This is a genomic window from Spiroplasma endosymbiont of Tricholauxania praeusta (genome assembly GCF_964019535.1).
Lineage (GTDB): Bacteria > Bacillota_I > Bacilli_A > Mycoplasmatales > VBWQ01 > Spiroplasma_E > Spiroplasma_E ixodetis_A.
This window is the reverse complement of sequence record NZ_OZ026450.1, coordinates 1,329,710-1,348,228: the sequence shown is the minus strand read 5'-3', so window position 1 is coordinate 1,348,228 and position 18,519 is coordinate 1,329,710. Positions and strand designations below refer to the sequence as shown.

Annotated in this window: 21 protein-coding genes; 14 read left to right on the top strand and 7 right to left on the bottom strand. The window is 25.6% G+C overall.

What is annotated here, in order from left to right; all coding sequences use genetic code 4:
* Positions 1 to 125 precede the first annotated feature (125 nt).
* On the top strand, positions 126 to 1,367 hold the full coding sequence (locus AACK96_RS07450; protein WP_338961267.1) for a hypothetical protein: 1,242 nt from the start codon (positions 126 to 128) through the stop codon (positions 1,365 to 1,367).
* Between the two features lie 64 nt (positions 1,368 to 1,431).
* Here the strand turns inward: AACK96_RS07450 and AACK96_RS07445 are convergent, their stop codons facing one another.
* From AACK96_RS07445 to pepF, 3 genes are all read right to left on the bottom strand, one after another.
* The gene (locus tag AACK96_RS07445) at positions 1,432 to 2,826 is read right to left on the bottom strand and encodes a hypothetical protein (protein ID WP_338974169.1); all 1,395 of its coding nucleotides are present in this window, start codon (positions 2,824 to 2,826) and stop codon (positions 1,432 to 1,434) included.
* Between the two features lie 460 nt (positions 2,827 to 3,286).
* Positions 3,287 to 4,276, bottom strand: a complete 990-nt coding sequence (locus AACK96_RS07440; protein WP_338974167.1) for a GMP reductase — start codon at positions 4,274 to 4,276, stop codon at positions 3,287 to 3,289.
* A 129-nt stretch (positions 4,277 to 4,405) separates the two neighbouring features.
* Entirely contained in the window at positions 4,406 to 6,244 is a 1,839-nt protein-coding gene (gene pepF, locus AACK96_RS07435) for an oligoendopeptidase F (protein WP_338974165.1), read from the bottom strand.
* A 145-nt stretch (positions 6,245 to 6,389) separates the two neighbouring features.
* On the opposite strand from pepF, the gene AACK96_RS07430 reads away from it, so the two are divergent.
* On the top strand, positions 6,390 to 7,784 hold the full coding sequence (locus AACK96_RS07430; RefSeq protein ID WP_338974164.1) for a peptidase M17: 1,395 nt from the start codon (positions 6,390 to 6,392) through the stop codon (positions 7,782 to 7,784).
* Positions 7,785 to 8,144: 360 nt separating this feature from the next.
* Here the strand turns inward: AACK96_RS07430 and AACK96_RS07425 are convergent, their stop codons facing one another.
* The 3 genes from AACK96_RS07425 to AACK96_RS07415 all read right to left on the bottom strand — a co-directional run bounded on the left by AACK96_RS07425 (position 8,145) and on the right by AACK96_RS07415 (position 9,990).
* A complete protein-coding gene (locus AACK96_RS07425; protein WP_338975131.1) occupies positions 8,145 to 8,645 on the bottom strand; it encodes an IS630 family transposase in 501 nt (166 codons plus the stop codon).
* A 28-nt stretch (positions 8,646 to 8,673) separates the two neighbouring features.
* Positions 8,674 to 9,033, bottom strand: a complete 360-nt coding sequence (locus AACK96_RS07420; protein ID WP_338973555.1) for a helix-turn-helix domain-containing protein — start codon at positions 9,031 to 9,033, stop codon at positions 8,674 to 8,676.
* Between the two features lie 117 nt (positions 9,034 to 9,150).
* On the bottom strand, positions 9,151 to 9,990 hold the full coding sequence (locus AACK96_RS07415) for a hypothetical protein (protein WP_338974163.1): 840 nt from the start codon (positions 9,988 to 9,990) through the stop codon (positions 9,151 to 9,153).
* A 781-nt stretch (positions 9,991 to 10,771) separates the two neighbouring features.
* On the opposite strand from AACK96_RS07415, the gene AACK96_RS07410 reads away from it, so the two are divergent.
* Positions 10,772 to 11,605, top strand: coding sequence for an ETX/MTX2 family pore-forming toxin (locus AACK96_RS07410; protein WP_338974162.1), 834 nt, complete (start codon positions 10,772 to 10,774; stop codon positions 11,603 to 11,605).
* Between the two features lie 169 nt (positions 11,606 to 11,774).
* Here the strand turns inward: AACK96_RS07410 and trmB are convergent, their stop codons facing one another.
* A complete protein-coding gene (gene trmB, locus AACK96_RS07405) occupies positions 11,775 to 12,443 on the bottom strand; it encodes a tRNA (guanosine(46)-N7)-methyltransferase TrmB (RefSeq protein ID WP_338974160.1) in 669 nt (222 codons plus the stop codon).
* Between the two features lie 478 nt (positions 12,444 to 12,921).
* On the opposite strand from trmB, the gene rpsJ reads away from it, so the two are divergent.
* The 11 genes from rpsJ (at position 12,922) to rpsQ (ending at position 18,501) form a co-directional block, all read left to right on the top strand.
* On the top strand, positions 12,922 to 13,278 hold the full coding sequence (gene rpsJ, locus AACK96_RS07400) for a 30S ribosomal protein S10 (protein ID WP_338975148.1): 357 nt from the start codon (positions 12,922 to 12,924) through the stop codon (positions 13,276 to 13,278).
* A 62-nt stretch (positions 13,279 to 13,340) separates the two neighbouring features.
* A complete protein-coding gene (gene rplC, locus AACK96_RS07395) occupies positions 13,341 to 14,033 on the top strand; it encodes a 50S ribosomal protein L3 (RefSeq protein WP_174480934.1) in 693 nt (230 codons plus the stop codon).
* Positions 14,034 to 14,056: 23 nt separating this feature from the next.
* A complete protein-coding gene (rplD, locus tag AACK96_RS07390; RefSeq protein WP_281748516.1) occupies positions 14,057 to 14,686 on the top strand; it encodes a 50S ribosomal protein L4 in 630 nt (209 codons plus the stop codon).
* Position 14,687: 1 nt separating this feature from the next.
* Positions 14,688 to 14,981 carry a 50S ribosomal protein L23 gene (gene rplW, locus AACK96_RS07385; protein ID WP_252319250.1) on the top strand — a complete coding sequence of 98 codons (294 nt, stop codon included), beginning with the start codon at positions 14,688 to 14,690 and terminating at the stop codon, positions 14,979 to 14,981.
* A gap of 24 nt (positions 14,982 to 15,005) precedes the next feature.
* Positions 15,006 to 15,869: a 50S ribosomal protein L2 gene (gene rplB, locus AACK96_RS07380; protein ID WP_338974158.1), complete on the top strand. Its 864-nt coding sequence runs from the start codon at positions 15,006 to 15,008 to the stop codon at positions 15,867 to 15,869.
* A 14-nt stretch (positions 15,870 to 15,883) separates the two neighbouring features.
* Entirely contained in the window at positions 15,884 to 16,156 is a 273-nt protein-coding gene (rpsS, locus tag AACK96_RS07375; RefSeq protein WP_174480930.1) for a 30S ribosomal protein S19, read from the top strand.
* Positions 16,157 to 16,168: 12 nt separating this feature from the next.
* Positions 16,169 to 16,501 (top strand): 50S ribosomal protein L22, encoded by a 333-nt coding sequence (gene rplV / locus AACK96_RS07370; RefSeq protein WP_174480929.1) that lies wholly within the window; start codon positions 16,169 to 16,171, stop codon positions 16,499 to 16,501.
* A gap of 16 nt (positions 16,502 to 16,517) precedes the next feature.
* Entirely contained in the window at positions 16,518 to 17,261 is a 744-nt protein-coding gene (rpsC, locus tag AACK96_RS07365; protein ID WP_281748519.1) for a 30S ribosomal protein S3, read from the top strand.
* A gap of 1 nt (position 17,262) precedes the next feature.
* Positions 17,263 to 17,748: a 50S ribosomal protein L16 gene (gene rplP, locus AACK96_RS07360; RefSeq protein ID WP_281748520.1), complete on the top strand. Its 486-nt coding sequence runs from the start codon at positions 17,263 to 17,265 to the stop codon at positions 17,746 to 17,748.
* Positions 17,729 to 18,223, top strand: coding sequence for a 50S ribosomal protein L29 (rpmC, locus tag AACK96_RS07355; protein WP_281748521.1), 495 nt, complete (start codon positions 17,729 to 17,731; stop codon positions 18,221 to 18,223). Before rplP ends, rpmC begins: the two co-directional genes overlap by 20 nt.
* Positions 18,223 to 18,501, top strand: coding sequence for a 30S ribosomal protein S17 (rpsQ, locus tag AACK96_RS07350; protein ID WP_252319243.1), 279 nt, complete (start codon positions 18,223 to 18,225; stop codon positions 18,499 to 18,501). The genes rpmC and rpsQ overlap by 1 nt, the downstream gene beginning before the upstream one ends.
* Positions 18,502 to 18,519 lie beyond the last annotated feature (18 nt).

Here is an 18,519-nt window from a genome sequence, read left to right as displayed (position 1 = left end):
AACCCATCCATTTATTATATTTATATACAATGTAAAAGAAAAACTAAATATAGTTTTCAATCTATTATTTTTTTAAGAAAGTAATGATTTTTTTTATATTAAATAAAAAAGAAAGGAAGAAGTTAGTGATAGAAACAATTAGAAAGGAATCAAAAATTTTTAAAGAAGAAATCAAAAAAATAGATACTGTAATAAAAACAAAACAAAACAAAATAATAGTTTTAAGGATTGAAAAACAAAAATTAGAAAAAGAAAGAAAAAAACATTTTGAACAAATTAAAAAAATAGACAAGATTATAAATATTAATGAACTTTATGAAATCCAAAAACAAATAGAAAAAAATAGAGAAGAAATATTAAAATTAAAAAATCAATTACCAAATAAACAATTACAAACAACATATATGATAAAAAAATGAAAAGAAAACATAGTAGCATTAGATGAAGAAATATCCAAAGAAATGATACGAGAAGAGAAATTAGATAGTGAAATAAGAGTATTGGAAGTTGAAGGAACAAATATAGAACAGCAAATTGAAAATTTTAATGCTCATGATTTAAATAAAAAATTAATTTTATCAAAGTTAAAATTAAAAACAGCAAGATTAGCTGTTAAGTTAGAAAGAAGAACATACAAAACAAAAAGAATATTTTGTAAAATTGCTAGAAATGAACTTGAAATAGCAAATAAATTTTTTTCAATAAAACAAGAAAATTGATGATTATGTCCAAATCTAAAATTAGAAAAAGAGGTTTTAGATGCAAGATTAAAAATAAGATTAAAATTGAAGATGGAAAATATTTGCGATTTAAATCGTAGTATGAGTAGAAGAAATTTAGATATTGCAAAAATAGATAAAAAAATTGCAAAATTAAATGTTAGTATAAATAAAAAAAATATCGAAATTAATGGTTGTCTTGCAACAGTAAGACAAATTTATAATTCACAAAGTATAAAAACACAAATAAAAATATTATTAAAATCTCCTTTTATTTGATTGAATAAACAATTTCAAAAATATAAATATGAAGTAACGTTAAATCAATATCAAGCTCAATTAGAAAAATTAGAAAAAGAAATCCAAAAATTAGAAACAGATAAAGGAGGGCGAAATTTTTCTAATAAATTTTGAGTTATTATTAGTTGTGGTCGTTTTAATAATAGTAGAAGTAATGAAATTAAACAACAAAAAATTGCAAAATTATATGAAATTAAACAAAAGATTTCTGGATTAAGAAGTCAAGCAACTATGCAATCTCAACCTTCAACATCTAGACATGCTGTATCTTGAAATGAAATGGATCCCAATCGTTGTTTCAATGAAATTGGATATAACGATAATAGGGGGTTTACTTCTTCGTTTTAATATATTAAACTAAAATGTGTTATTTTTTTATATTTCATCAAAAGATGAATTAATGACTTTACTTTTACATAACTTGGATAGATGGTTGATTTGAATCTGGATGATCTATCGATTCGCTTTCATTTATTAAGTTTGCATTAAATGGTTGAAAATTAAATTGTTTTATTAATTTTTTAAAACTATAATTTTGTGCTTGTTGATTAGCAAATCTTTCTATTCCTTTTATACTATTGGTTGCTATTTCTTTTGCAATTGAAATTTTTGTTCAAAATCAATCAAAATAAGAAAAAGAAAAAGAAGTAAGAGTATTTTCAAGAATTACTGTCAATAGTGTTAGTGGAAGTGCTTTTTTAATATTTTCTAAATTTATTTCTTTTTCTTCGCCATAAAGACCAGTTAATATATTTTTAAAAATTGATACAAAAAGAAGCATACTAACAGTACTACCATATTTAATAATTTTTGAAAAGTTTTGATTTTTTAAATTTTGTCATAATTTTTCAATGCAAGGTTGAGCAATTTTATCAAAAATTAATTCTTCAATTAAAATACTAATAAAAAAAATACTTATTCTTTCTATAAAAGAGATGAAGTTGAAATTTTCTTCGCTAACATATAAATATAAAAATTGATCTCAAATACTAATACCACCAATTACTAAAGAAAAAGATAAGTATTTTCATTTATTTTTTAAAGAAATAAGTTTGTAATTTAAATACGATAAATTCATTACTGTAATACCACTAATACCACTCATTAATACATCTCAAAAATTATGATAAAGATTTTCAGGTAACTTTTCTTTATGAAAATAATTTTTAGCTTCAAATAATAATACTGATCCGAAAGCAAAATTTAAAAAAAATGTATTAGGTAAAAAAATATATTTTGAACTGAAAAATTTTTTTAAAAAATTAGTTTTTTCTTTATTTATTGGTAAAAAAGTAGTTAAATCCAAGTCATTTAAATTATTATTGTATTCTCTTTCTTCTTCATTATTGTATATTTTATATTTTGTTTCAATTTTTTTATTTTCATTTAAATTTGATAATTCTAAAATAACTCTGCCATCATTTAATATAATTTCTTTCATTAAATATAATTGATTATCAATATTTGCTATTTTTTCATTTAAAATATCACCTGTTATAAATTTCGTATTATATTCTCAATTACCATTAATATCTAATCTTTTCTGTGTTTTTCCACCATAACGATCATCAGTATCCCTTCAATCATTGCTAAAATTAACAATAGTATTTACTGAATCACCATCAAATAATAAACTGTTTAAATTATTATTTTCTCTTCTATTTGTTATTTGATCATCATCTAAAGTTATAATACTTTCAGTACTAGATGAATCATTATGATTTATTGACATATTTGAATTATTAATTCCATTATAATTAATATGTGCACTTGTTTCTAATAAAGGTAATTTTTCTGTATTAATCATCTTTTCATCCCCTTCAAAATAAAAAACCATTTACTTTGAAATGAAAGTAAATGGATTAAAAAACTTATATTAATTTTTATATTTATTATAAAGAAATAAAACGTATTTCACAATATATTTTTATCTGGTATTTTAAATAAAGTTTATTTAATTCATTATATTTTATTAAAATAAAATTGAATATAAACTAAAAAGCAAAAAAATATGGAAGAAACTAATAAAGCCTTTGCTCACTATAAATGATAATAAAGGGGATAAAAAATGGCAGAAAAATCAGAAAAAAAGTTTTAGACAAAGTAGTTTAAATATTAAAAATAATTTAATTATTAGATTCTTTAATATCATTAAACAATTATCACTGTGAATTCAATTATCATCATAGGCAGTTTGATTTGCTTCTATTTTAATAAAAAACAATTCTCGGTACCCAGAATTGTTTTTAAAGAAAAATTAAAAGTTATTAACGATCATCACCATTATTAATAGTACCTTTAACAATAACATAATCACATTTTGTTAATGCAGATAAATCTTTACCGCCAGCATAAGAAATAGCAGATTGTAAATCTTCTTCCATTTCTTTATAAGTATCAGCAATTGAACCTTTATATGGAACAAGTATTTTTTTACCTTCAATATTTTTCGCTTCCGCTTTGTTAAAAATACTTGCTGATCCAAAATATTCTTTGTAAGATTGACCATTTATTGTAACAATTTTGCCAGGTGATTCATCATAACCCGCTAAAATACTTCCTGCCATAATCATAGTGGCACCAAAAGCTATTGCTTTAGCAATATCACCATTACATCTAATACCACCATCTGCAATTAATGGTTTAGTGGTGCTATTGGCAACATCTTGTAAAGCATTTAATTGTCAACCACCTGTACCAAATCCAGTTTTTAGTTTAGTAATACAAGCTTTTCCTGGACCAACACCAAATTTAATTGCATCAGCACCTCATTTTTCTAAATCTTTAACAGCGGTTTTTGTCATAACGTTACCAGCAATAATAAAAGGTTTAGTATTTGTTTTAGCAAAAGTGGTTTTTATAAATTTAATCATTTCTTCCATAGCATTACTATGACCATGAGCAATATCAATAGTAATAAATTCAGGAATTAGATTCAGTTTGATTAATTGTTCAAGTAACTCTTTATCCTCTTTTTTAACACCAATGCTAATTGAAGCATATAATTTTTGTTCCTGCATATTTTTAATAAATTTAATTTGATCGATATTAAAACGGTGCATTACATAAAAGTAATTATTTTTAGCCAATCAAATACATAATTCTTGGTTAATGACAGCACTCATATTTGCCGGAATAATTGGAATTTTAAAAGTAAAACCATTTAGTTTAACACTGGTATCACATTCTTTTCGCGATTTAACTATTCCTTTATTTGCAATTAGATTTATATCTTCAAAATCAAATTTCACATTCATTTTTTATTTATTCTCCTTAGTCTTTACTAATTGTAATAGTCAAAATATGTACATATTATTTTATAACGTTTTAAATAAAATGCTAAAGGACTAAAACACCATTAGTATTATATATTATTTTTTTGCAATTTAATTATCTTTATTATTAATTAAGTCTGATAATTGGTTAATCATTTTCTTTAAATTAGTAATTAATGGGTTATAAACATCAATTTGTGTTAAATCAACACCCGCATCTTTTAAAATATCTAATGGATATTTGCTGCCACCAGCTTTTAAAAAGTTAAGTAAATTTTCTTTTTTACCATTTTTAACATCTTCATAAAGTTTATAAGAAACGGTAATTGAAGTAGCATATTTATAAACATAATAAGGTGAGTGGAAAAAATGAAGAATTCGTGGTCATGAGTATCCTTTTGCTTTTTCTTCGTATTTATCTAATGCTTTTTGTCCATATTTATTAGCTGTATTTTCAAATAAATCAGCCAAAATATCGGCGTTTAATGGCACTTCTTTTTCTACTAATTTATGTGCTTCTCATTCAAATTCAGCAAATTGAATTTGACGAAAAAAAGTACCAATTACAGTTTCAATATGAGTTTGTAGTAAGTAAATGCGTTCTTGATTATTTGACGCTTTATTATATAAATAATCAAATGCTAGATGTTCATTAACTGTTGAAGCAACTTCAGCTAAAATAATTGGATAGTCAGCATTTGGATATTTTTGATATTTTTCTGAAAATAGGGTGTGAACAGAATGACCTAATTCATGAGCTAGTGTATTAAGTGAATTAATAGTATCATCTCAATTCATTAAAATAATGGGTTCTACGCCATTACCACCTGTTGAATAAGCACCAGTTCGTTTATTTGTGTCTTCATAATAGTCAATTCTACCTGGTAATAATGCTAAGTTTAATTGTTCTAAATATTCATCACCTAAGATACTTAAAATTTCTTTGATTGAATTAATACCTTCTTCAACACTGAATTTTTTGGTTGGTATTGTTGTCATTTTTAAACTAGTATCGGTACTATAAAATTTTTTAAATTTAAAAAATTTACGTTTTAAATTATAAAATTCTTCTACTAAAATAGCGTGTTTCTGTCCCGTTTTTATTAAATTTTCATATAGTATTAATGGTACATCATCACTTAATAAACTATATTCTAAAGTAGTTAAATGTTTTTTATTATCTTTTTCTTTATCGTTGTTACGAATTTTTATTTCTTCAACAGCTACTTCTAAAATACTTTCATAAACTTGTGCTAATGAATGTTTTTTATTTTTAATATCTTCATAAAATTTTTTTGAAATATCAATTCTTAATTGTTGATCTTTTACTGGATTACTATTTTCTAAAATGTCTAAATATAAAGTTTGTGTTAATTCTTGTTCTTTATTTTGATAATTAAACATTGTTTTTTGTTTATCAGCATAAACCAAACTATCATATAAACCACCAGCAGCACTTCTTGATTTACTAACTTTACTTAGTAAAGTTTCATCGTGCTCACTTAAAATAAATTTTTCAAATTTAAAGAAAACTTCCATATCATGTTTATATATCATTAATGAGGGATCATTATTAATCCAGTTTTTAATAGTTTGTAAACCAATAGTTTTAATTTCTGGTTCAATCCATGCTAATTTTTCCGATAACTTACTTTGTTGAGTCGCAAATAAACTAGATAATTGTTGCAATTCTAAGTTAGTTTGATCTAAATCTCCATAATGTAAATATTGTACAACTTTAGATCCTAACATTGATATTTCTTTGCTAATTGCTAAATATTTTTTAAAGTTATCAATATTATTTAATTTTCCTTTAAAAGTTAAAAGTTGATTGGCAAATTTATCAAACTCAGGTAAAGCTTTTTTTCAAGATTCATTATTAATAAATAAATGCTTAAAATCTCAGCAGTACTTTTTTTTATCTTTTTCATTTAATTCAGAACGCTTCATAGTTTTTGCTCCATTCTATGGTAATATTACAATACAATAATAATACAATAATATTGTTTAACTTATCTATTTTTGTTGTAATTTTCGAAAATATTAATTCAGATATATTGTAATTATTTTAATATTACCATTTAGGAGTGAAAATATGGATAAAAATATTCTACTTAATGTTAGTAGTAAACTTGAATTAAAATTAAAATTAACAGCGGTATTTGCTGATAAAGTTCCTCATGAATTGATTGCTAAAGAAAAAAATAAATTAACATTAATTTCTGAAGATAAAACTTATTACCTATATTTAGGTGATAGTAAAGGTTTAACTCGTAATGATGTTTATAATTTTTTTGTAAATTTTAGTAGTAATAATAGTCAAGATTTGGATATTGATGTCAAATCTTTTGTTACGAGTAATTTAAATGAAAGTATACTTTTACAAACTATATATGAAGCATTATGATTCGGTACTTTTAAAGAATATACTTTAAAAAGTAAAAAGAATGAAGAAAAAAAAGTTAAATATAATGTTGTTTCAACAGCAAAATTCCCTAGCTATACTTCACAACAACAGATCGAAATTCAAGGAGAAAGTATTAATTTAGCACGTAATTTGCAAGATATGCCACCTAATTTATTATATCCCGAAGTTTTTGCAAAAAAAATTCAAGATGCAGCAAAAGGTATTAAAAATTTATCAGTAAAGGTTTTAGGGCAAAAAGAAATAACAGAGCTAAATATGAATTTATTATTAGCAGTTAATGCTGGAAGTAATTTTGATGCTCGTGTTGTTGTTTTGGAATATAAAGGTGATCCACAGCATGCCGATGATATTTTGGGATTAGTTGGTAAAGGAATTACTTTTGATAGTGGTGGTTATTCACTAAAACCTTCTTCAGCAATGAAAGGTATGAAATTTGATATGTCGGGTGCAGCTAGTGTATGTAATGCTGCCATTGCTGCTGCTAAATTACAATTAAAAATAAACTTTGTCGCTGTTGCTTGTTTAACAGAAAATAAGATTGGTGGTCATGCTACTTTAGTAGAAACAGTTTTTACTTCAATGAATGGTAAAACTGTAGAAATTAATAATACCGATGCAGAAGGAAGATTGGTATTAGCAGATGGTATGACATATGCTTTACGTAAAGGAAAAGCAAATCGTATTATTGAATTATCAACTTTAACTGGCGCAATGCTAGTGGCATTAGGTAGCTATATGACTGGTGCTTTTGCTACTGATGATAAATTATTTAATGATTTTGATTTATCATCACAACAAACTAATGAGGAAATTTGAAGAATGCCAATTCATCAACAAAATATTTTAAATATGCGTTCATCTAAAATAGCTGATTTAAGTAATCTTTCTAAAGATCCATATGGTGGTTCATCAAATGCTGCTGCATTTTTAAAAGAATTTAGTGAAGATAAACCATTTTTACATTTAGATATTGCAGGAACTGCTTATAAAAATGATCGTGGTATGGGTGTATTAATTAAAACATTAGTTCAATATATGAAAAATTATAGTACAAGTAAATAAAGTTATAAAAAGGAATAATCATAACAATTATTCCTTTTTTATTTTATAAAAAAGTTATTTGACAATATTTTTAGTTAATTGGTATTGAAATAATATTTGATTCTATTTTTTGTAGTGTTTTTAATAATGGTGGTAGTTGAGAATTATTAATTTTATTAATATTTAATCGATTACTTGTATTAATAGTATCATTTAATTTAATATTTATTTTTTCTAAGATTTTAATATTTTTATCAAATTTTTCATAATAATTTTTGACTAATTTTTCTAAATTTTCTTCAGTAATATTTGAACTTAATTGGAAAAATGAATTATTTGAGTAAACAGACTGATAACATTTTTTAGGAAAATTACATATAGCTAACGAAAGTAATGTTTACTCATATCTTGAAAAACAAAATCAATCGCGTTTTTAATATTTGGTCAATAATTTGGTAATATTTTTCTTATATTATGTTTTATAGCAAATCAAAAATGTTCAATTGGATTTAAATTAGGAGAATATGGTGGAAGAAATAATAGTTTGCATCCAACATTTTCAATTAATTGTTTTGTTGCTTTAGATTTATGAAACGTCGCATTATCTAAAACTATAATTTGTCCACACTTTAATACTGGAATTAGTATATTTTTAACATATGATTCAAAAATTTTACTATTGCAATGTCCTTCAAATGCTCATAGAGCTTTTAATTTACCTTTATTTAGTGCACCAATTATACTCATTCTCTTTATTTTATATGCAGGTTTATTATCAAATAATCTTTTACCTTTTTCAGACCAACCATATTTATAAAATTCATTATCATCAATTCCAGATTCATCAATATATACCAAATCTTCATTCATTATTTTCGCTATTTCTTTTAAAAAATCTTCTTGTTTATTTTTATCTCTTTGTTCATATAGAAAAGTTTTTTTTATATGTATAATTTAGTTTTTTGAAATAGTTATAAACTGTTTCTTTTGTCATATCACCAAATTTTTCAATTACTTTTTGAACTGTAACATCTTTATTTTCTGCTAAATAATTTTTTAATTCATCTAAATCCTTTATTTTGTGGCTATGTCCTTTTTGATAATTCAAAATTGGTTTTATATTTCCGGTTTTTTGCTTTCTTTTTCTTCATAAAAATAAAGTCTTTCTAGTGATATTGAACACTTTACAAATTTCTTTAATTTTCATGTTTTTACTTTCATAAACTTCTATTACTTTTCTTCGTAAGTCCTCACTGTATGGTTTTGGCATAATTTAATCTTCCTAATCTATTTTAATTATTGCTGAATTATACTTGTAAGTGCAAGAATTGTTTAAATTACATATTATTATTTTACATTATTTATGAGTAAACATTACTTTCGTTAGCTATATATAACTTAATGCTTGACAAGTATATGTATTTTTAAATCTTTCTCAACAAAAATCAGTAATATTAAGTTTAAATGAAAAACCAATTTGGGCTATTATTGCAACTATTATATTTTCTTTAGTTATTAGTAGCTTTAAATCTTTTATAAAATCTATTTTTTTGTTAGCACTTATTTGAGCAGTAATAATATCAAAATAACTATCAAGTGTCATCGAAGATACTATTGATATTAATCAAGTAAATAAATATTTAATATTTTTACAAATATTGTTATTGTAGTCATTATTAGGATTTAAAGTTTGTATTTCTAAAATTTTTTGTATTTCATTTAAATTAAATTCTAGTTTAATAAAATTTAAATCATATCATCTTTTTAAAGCAGTTATTTTTTCATATTCTAATTCAATATCTGCTTCACTAACAGTAGGTTTATTAATAATTTTTTTAATGCATTGTCATAATAATGAGTGTTTAATATTTTTTAATCCATTTTCAAATAGATTAAATTTTAATTTAAAAATTATTAATGCTAAAAAGGATACAATAATAGTTTCAAGAGCAGTAAAAGTTTTAACAAAGGATGTTGGATTTAAAGGTAAATCATTGGCTATATCGTTTTTTATAATACTTATAGAACTAGCAAAAGCTACTCCGCTAGTGAAAACTGCGAAAGTAGCAATAATTTTTATTAATTCATTAGTAATTATTGAATATGCTTTAAGATTGTTATTAATGTTTTCTTCAATGGTTAATATAATATTATTTTCAGTATTATTATTTAAAAGAGTTTTAAACTTTGTAACTAATTGTTGACATAAGTTTGAAAACTCTTTCATTTGTGTTTCTAATGTATTTTTATTTCCTCAAAATTAAGGTTAGCTGTTTCAGTAGTATTAGTAAATACTTTATCTTTTATTTTATTTCATATTTTATAAAATAAAGTTTTTTCTAATTGACTATTACCGAAATTTATTAAACATTTCTTTAGAAATGAAACAAAGAGTGAAATAGTAGTATTGCCAAGTACTTCTCATTTAATTAAAGTAGTAAATGCCTTTTTAAAATCTATATCCTCATTACTATTTACTTGAGCGCTAATAATGTTTAAACTAGCAATTGTAATAATAGTTGATGATATTCACCCCGAAACTAAATGTTTAATTTCTTGGTAAATACATTAGTTCAATTTTAATAGTTTGTCTTCATGTGCTAGTATTATTTGATAGTGGTAATAAAGGTGTGGTTTCAGTTATTAATGATAATGGCATTAGTATTCTTCTTAATTACTTAAAATATTTGTTTTTCTTTTTAATCTTTATAATAAATTCAAATAAAATATTTTATACAATATTTACTTTTAATGTTATTTATAAGATTACTATTATCAATATTATAAGTTTTCGTATAAATTAAATAATTAATTATTACTTATTTATATAAGAATAAAAAGATAAAATTTGTTAAAAATAATGTTAATTTTAAATAATTTCATTAATTTTTTTGACTTTAACTATTTTATTGTATATCATTCATTTATCTTTAAATCATTATTTGTTCTGCTAATTAAGATGGTCACACAAAACATGTGTGTATAAATATTTAGGAGGAAAATAATATATGATCAAAAATATGAGGAAATTATTATCATTAATGTCTATTTTAGGATTTTCAACAGTAACAGTAACGAATGTAGTTGCTTGTACTTCTGCTGATACTTCTATAAAACATGAAACAAAAAAGAATGGACTTACTTGATATCCACCAGATAATATGGAAAATATTATTAAAGATATCAATAATACAATTATTCCAAAAAATGGATGAGTAGCAGATGGTAATTATGAAATACCAATTTCCATGAAGGATTTGATTCAAAAAGAATATGATAAATATTTTACTGGCAAAGAAGGTACTTTAAAACCAATAAAGACTGTTGCTAAAGATGAAAATATAGTAGATTCTTTTCAAGACATTTATACTAATAGTTCTAATACCGAACAAATTTATCAAACTCAATCACAATCTAAAACTATTACTAATACTAATACTTTTTCTTGAAAAACATTAGAAAAAATTGGAGTTAAAGTTAAAGCTGAATTTAAAATTCCTTGAGTTGGTAAAAGTGATGTTGAAACTAGTGCTGAATTTGGTTCAGAGCAACAAGGAACTAAAACTACTAGTGATAGTGAAACATTAACTAATCCAAGTCAATCATTTAAATTAAAATCACATTCAATAGGAACAGTTTTATATACTATTAAGCAAGGAACGTATCATAATGAAGGGAAAATTAGTTATTCAGTAAATTTAACTGATACTATTAGTTCTTCATATTATTGATCACAAACGGGTCAATGAAGTAAAAGTGACTATACTATTAAAGATTTGATTAAACTTTTAGTTGATAACGGTTATAAAGAACAACTTAAAATTGGTTCTAACACTTATTAAATTATTTCAACAGATAATCCCGATAACCCAAAAACTGTTTTTTTAAATTTACCTATTTCTTGAGATTCACAGGGTGGAAAATTAAATGTAACATTTGATGAAAAATCTTTATAGTTTAATATGAATATAATCTTAGTTAATCATTAACTTTTTTTAATAAAATTGAAGTTTAAACTTCAATTTTATTTTTTTGTATTAATAAATAATTAATGTTTTTATTTTGTTTAATGAATTTTTCTTCATATTCAGTTTTAATAAATGCTTCATCATTTTTTATTATATTATTATCTTGATGTAGATTAATTGTATATTCTAATAAATTTCATTTATTTTTTTGAAATTCTAAAAGTGAATAATTAAATAAATTGTTATTATCTGTTTTAAAGTGAAGTTGACCATTTTTTATTAAAATTTTTTTGTATATTTCTAAAAATTTTTGGTATGTTAATCTTCTTTTAAAATGTCTTTTTTTAGGTCATGGATCAGAAAAATTTAAATAAATTTTATTAATTTCATTATTGGCAAAAAAATCTTTTAAATTTATGGCATCTTCTATAATTATTTTTAAATTACATAATTTATTTTCAATTAATTTTTTTAATAATATAGTTACAATAGAAATATTTTTTTCAATAGCAATATAATTTTGATTTGAATTTTGTTTAGCAAGATTTATAATGAAATTTCCCTTGCCACTTCCAATTTCAATATTGATTGGATTTTTATTTTGAAATATTTTTTTATTTCATTTCCCTTTGTAATTATAGGGATCATTAATACATAAATTATTATGTGTTAAAATAAATTCTTTTGCTCATGGCTTATTTCTTACTCTCATTGTAATTCCTTTTCTAATTTAATCAACATAGTTGTTATAAAAGTGTAACTTACTAATTTTAGAATTATATCAAAATTGAAGTTTAAATATCTTTTGCTAAAAGAATTTCATTATTATATTTATATCATGTAATATTTTTATTTAAATAAATTTTGTGAAATATTATAATTATATATTACCTTTTACTTTTTTAAAGTAAGAAAATAATAAAAAAATAATGGTATTTTATTATTTTTTTAATAAAAATCTTTATTTTTTACAACTAAATTAATAGTTAAAAGATTATGAGCAAAAAACCCATTATTTTTTTTGTATTTTTTGTATTTTGCTATTCCCTTTTACCATTACACTATGTTATACTTACAAGGCGTGATTGTTATGTATAAATGCTGATACACTGATATCAGTTGTCATTATATCACATGTTTTGTTCTTTATTTTATTAAAAATCGTTCTAAGGAGGATATAGCCAATGGCAATCATAGGAGACAAAGTAAAAATTCGTTTAGAAAGTTATGATCACTCAGCTATTGACCAAATAGCACAGAAAATTAAAGATGTGTTAAAAAAAGAAGGTGCTGAAGTGGTAGGTCCAATTCCATTACCAACTCATAAAGAAATTTTCACTATTCTTCGTTCACCGCATAAACATAAAGATTCACGTGAACAATTTGAAAAGAGAACTCACAAAAGAATTATTGGTGCTCAATTATCACCAAAATCTTTAAATGCTCTAAGTGGACTTACTATCCCTAATAGTGTTAGTATCTCTTTGATAATCGAATCTAAAGATGAAAAAAAAATCAACTTTAAATCAAGTATCAAAAAAGATTAATAAAAAAAATTATTAAAATCGATAAATATTAATTATTTACAACATATTCCAAGGAGGAAATTATGAAAGGAATCTTAGGTAAGAAACTAGGAATGTCACAAGTTTTCTTAAACAACGGACAACTAGTTCCAGTAACAATTATCGAAGTACAACCAAATGTAGTAAGTCAAGTTAAAACAAATGTAAAAGACAAATATAGTAGTTTACAACTTGCAACGTTCGATCTTCGTGTTACTTTATCAAACAAACCAACAATCGGACACTTTAAAAAAGCCGACAGTCAACCTAAGCGCTTCGTGAAAGAAATTCGTAACATGAACGGATTTAATCATAAAGATCTTATTAATGTTGCTGACGTATTCACAGCAGGTGAATTCGTTGATGTTCAAGGAACTTCTAAAGGTAAAGGATTTACAGGACGCATTAAACGTCATAATCAATCACGTGGTCCAATGGGTCATGGATCAGGTTTACATCGTCAAATGGGTTCAACAGGTTCTATTAATGCTAACCGTGTGTTTAAATCACAACCAATGCCAGGGCAAATGGGAAATGTTAAACGTAGTGTTGCTAACTTAGAAGTTATTAAAGTAGATAAAGAAAATAATTATCTTTTAGTAAAAGGTTCAGTTCCAGGACCAAAACAAGGCTTTCTTGTTATTAAACAAGCAGTTAAAAAACCAATTCTCAAAACCCCAGTATCATTAGTTGTTAGAAATCAAAATACTACAACCGAAGTTACTGATGGTCAATAAAGTTAATTATGGAGGATAGCAAAATGAAAATTAATGTTGTTAACAACGCTGGAACAAAAGTTAGCGAATTAACTTTAAACGAAAAAATTTGAGGAATTGAACCCCACAAGCAAGCGCAGTTTGATAGTTTATTAAGTTATAATGCTACAAAACGTCAAGGAACACACGCTGTTAAAAGTCGTGCTGAAGTTGCTGGCGGTGGTAGAAAACCATGAAAACAAAAAGGAACAGGTAATGCGCGTCAAGGCTCAATTCGTTCACCACAATGAAAAGGTGGGGGGATTGTTTTTGGACCAAATACTGATCGTAATTATTTAATTGGATTACCAAAAAAAGTAAGAAGATTGGCAATAAAATCAGCATTGGCTGCCAAATTCCAAAATAAAAACATAGTTGTAATTGATGAATTAAACTTTGAAAAACCTTCAACTAAAATTATGTTAGAAACTTTAAAAGTTTTAGAATTAGCAAACAATAAAACACTAATTGTTTCAGGAATAAGCAATAAAGAAACAGTTATTAAATCAGGTCGCAATTTACCTAGAACAACAACAATCGCTGCTAATAGTATTAATATTTACGATTTATTAAATGCTAAAAAAGTATTGTTTACTACTGAGGCAATTAAAATCGTTGAGGAGGCTTTAATTTAATATGCATTTAAGTGAAGTTATAGTAAAACCAGTATTAACTGAGAAAACTTATAAACAAATGGCTGAAGGTATCTATACATTTACTGTTAACCGTAAAGCTAATAAAAGTCACGTTAAAAAAGCCTTTGAACAGATTTTTGAAGTTAAAGTAGCAGACGTTAATATTATTAATAGTAAACCAAAAACTAAAACTGTTGGTAGATTTGTTGGGAAAACATCGGCAGTAAAAAAAGCTCTTATTAAATTAGCTCCTGGTGAACAATTAAGTTTGTTTAGTTCTGAAGAACAAAGCTAATGAGATTGGAAGGAGAAAAAAACAATGGCAATTAGAAAAATTAATCCCACTACTGCAGGAAGACGTAATATGACCGTTCTGGATTACAAACAGAACTTAACTATTGGTAATAGCCCTGAAAAATCTTTATTAGTAAATTTAGTTAAACAAGCTGGTAGAAATAATCAAGGTAAAATTACAGTAAGGCATCAAGGTAATGGTCATAAGGTTAAATACCGTATTATTGATTTTAAACGTAACAAAGACAATGTAGTTGGAACAGTTAAAACAATTGAATATGATCCAAATCGTAATGCTAACATTTGTCTTATTTCTTATCTTGATGGTGAAAAGCGTTATATCTTAGCACCAAAAGGAATCAAAGTAGGAGATAAGTTATTAAGTGGTGAAAACAGTGATACTGTTAAAATTGATATTACTGTTGGTAACTGTTTACCATTATCACAGATTCCACAAGGAACAGTTGTTCATAATGTTGAATTAAAACCAGGTAAAGGTGGACAAATGGCACGAAGTGCTGGTGGTACTGTTCAAATTCTTGGTCGTGATGAAACAGCTAAGTATACATTATTAAAATTAACATCAGGTGAAGTTAGAAAAGTATTAAGTAATTGTCGAGCTACAATTGGTACAGTTGGAAATGATGATCATAACTTAGTAAATATTGGTAAAGCAGGAAGAAATCGTTGAAAAGGAATTAGACCTACTGTTCGTGGTAGTGTTATGAACCCAAATGATCACCCACATGGTGGAGGAGAAGGTAAAGCCCCAATCGGAAGAAAAGCTCCAGTAACACCATGAGGTAAAAAAGCATTAGGTTTAAAAACTCGTGATAGTAAAAAAGCATCAAATAAATTAATTGTACGAAGAAGAAATGCAACAAAGTAGGAGGAAAGTAATATATGTCAAGATCTTTAAAAAAAGGACCCTTTGCTGATAGTCATTTATTAAACAAAGTGGAAACTCAAAATAAAAATAAATCAAAAAAAATTATTCAAACTTGATCTCGTCGTTCAACAATTTTCCCACAATTTGTTGGACATACATTCGGTGTACATAATGGCAAAACACATTTACCTGTATATGTAACAGAAGATATGGTTGGTCATAAATTAGGAGAATTCGCACCCACACGTAAGTTTGGTGGTCACGGTTCTGACAAGAAAAAGCGTTAGGAGATAGAAATTATGGAAGCAAAAGCTCATTTAGATAAATTACGCATTAGTCCAAGAAAAGTGCGTTTAGTAGCCGATTTAGTTCGTGATAATGCTGTTGCCAAAGCTCTAGTAATTCTAGCTCATGAAAAAAAACGCGCAGCACAGCCAATTATAAAATTAATTAATTCAGCAGTTGCTAATGCTGCTAATAACTATGGAATGGAAGCCAACAAATTACGTATTAAGGAAATATTTGTAAATGAAGGTCCAACTATGAAAAGATTTATGCCCCGTGCTCATGGTAGAGCATATCAAATCTTAAAAAGAACAAGCAAAATCACTATCGTGGTTAGCGATAATTAGGAGGTAAATAAGTAATATGGGTCACAAAGTTAGTCCAAATGGATTAAGATATGGTATCAATAAAGATTGACAATCACGTTGATATGCAACTAGTAATGAAGATTTAGCAAAATGAATTTTAGAAGACCACAAAATTAGAAAAGCACTATTTGCGCATTTAAAAACTTCTGGTGTTTCTAAAATTGAAATCGAAAGAACTAAATCACAAATTACCTTATTTATCCACTGTGTTCGTGTTGGTTCAGTTTTAGGGCAAGGCGGTTCAAACATTGAAGTATTAACAACATTAATTCGTAAAACAATTAAAAATCGTAAAATAGGTATTAGAATTAATGTTGTTGAAATTAAAAATCCTGATATTGATGCGCAAACAATTGCTAATACATTAGCACAACAAATAAGCAATCGTATGTCACATCGTACAACACAAAAATTAGCAATTCGTAAAGCACTTCGTGCTGGAGCAAAGGGAATTAAAACTCGTGTTTCAGGAAGACTTGGTGAAGCGGATATGGCACGTGTTGAAGGTTATTCAGAAAGTAGTGTTCCTCTAGCAACATTACGTAGTAATATTGATTATGCTACTGCTGAGGCAAAAACAACTTTTGGTCAAATTGGTATTAAAGTTTGAGTATATAAAGGTGAAATTTTATCAGGAACTGACTCAACTCAACCTGAAATTATTTCAAAATATAATCAAAGAAATAATAACAATCGCCGAAATAATTACCCACAACAACCACGTAAGGAGGTAAAGTAAGATGGCTATACCTAAGAGATATAAACACTCTTGCGTCCACCGTTTAAGTTATGAAGGAACTGCAAAAGGTTGTAAAACAGTTGCTTTTGGAACTTACGGACTTCGTGCTGAAGAAGGTTCTTACATTACTGAAAGACAAATTGAAGCAGCCAGAGTAGCAATGACACGTTACATGAAACGTGGTGGAAAAGTTTGAATTAGAATCTTTCCACATTTACCAATTACTAGAAAACCAGCGGAAGTACGTATGGGTTCAGGAAAAGGTTCAATTGATCATTGAGTCTCAGTAGTAAAAGCAAAAACAGTTATGTTTGAAGTATCATATCCTAATGAAGCAACAGCACGTGAAGCATTGCGTCTTGCAATGCACAAGTTGCCAATCAAATGTAAAATTGTTACTAGAGAAATAAAACCAACAGAAGAAGTAAAGGTTGCTAAAAATTTAACAACAGAATTGGGTGAAGCAAATGGAAATGCAAGTAATTAAAAATAAATCAACTTTAGAATTACAACAAGACGAAGAAACTCTTCGTGCACAATTGTTTGCTTTACGAATTCAAAGTTCGTTAGGTAAACTAGAAACTCCGCATATGATAAATAATCTTCGTAAGGATATTGCTCGTATTAAAACTGAATTAACTATCAGAATTAATAATGGTGAAAAAATCAAACCATTACATATTAATAAAATGGTATTACCAGAAGAAAATAAAGAAAGCAAAAAAACTAAAAAAGTTGCTAAAGTTGATGACAAAAAAGATATTAAAGTTAAAACAATAACTAAATCAGAAGTTATTAAAGAATCAGATAAAATTGCTAAAAAAGAAGTTACTGAAAAAACAACTAAAGCAAAATCATCAAACAAAGAAGTTAAAAAAGTTACTGCTACTAAAGTAGAAAAACCATCTAAAAAACCTACAGTTAAGAAAACTGTAACACCAGCTAAGGAGGACAAAGAATAATGACAAATATTATTCCAAACAAACAACGTAAAACTTTTGTTGGAATTGTAAGTTCTGACAAAAATGATAAAACAATTACTGTTGTTGTTGAAACTTCAAAACGACATCCAATGTACCATAAAAGTTTTAAGTCAACTAAAAAGTATCATGCCCATGATGAAACTAACCAAGCTAAAATTGGTGACAAGGTTGAAATCATTTCAACTCGTCCACTTTCAGCTCTAAAACGCTTCCGTTTGTTAAAGATTATTGAATCTAAAACAAATAAAAAAGCTTAATTAACCAGGAGGATAAGA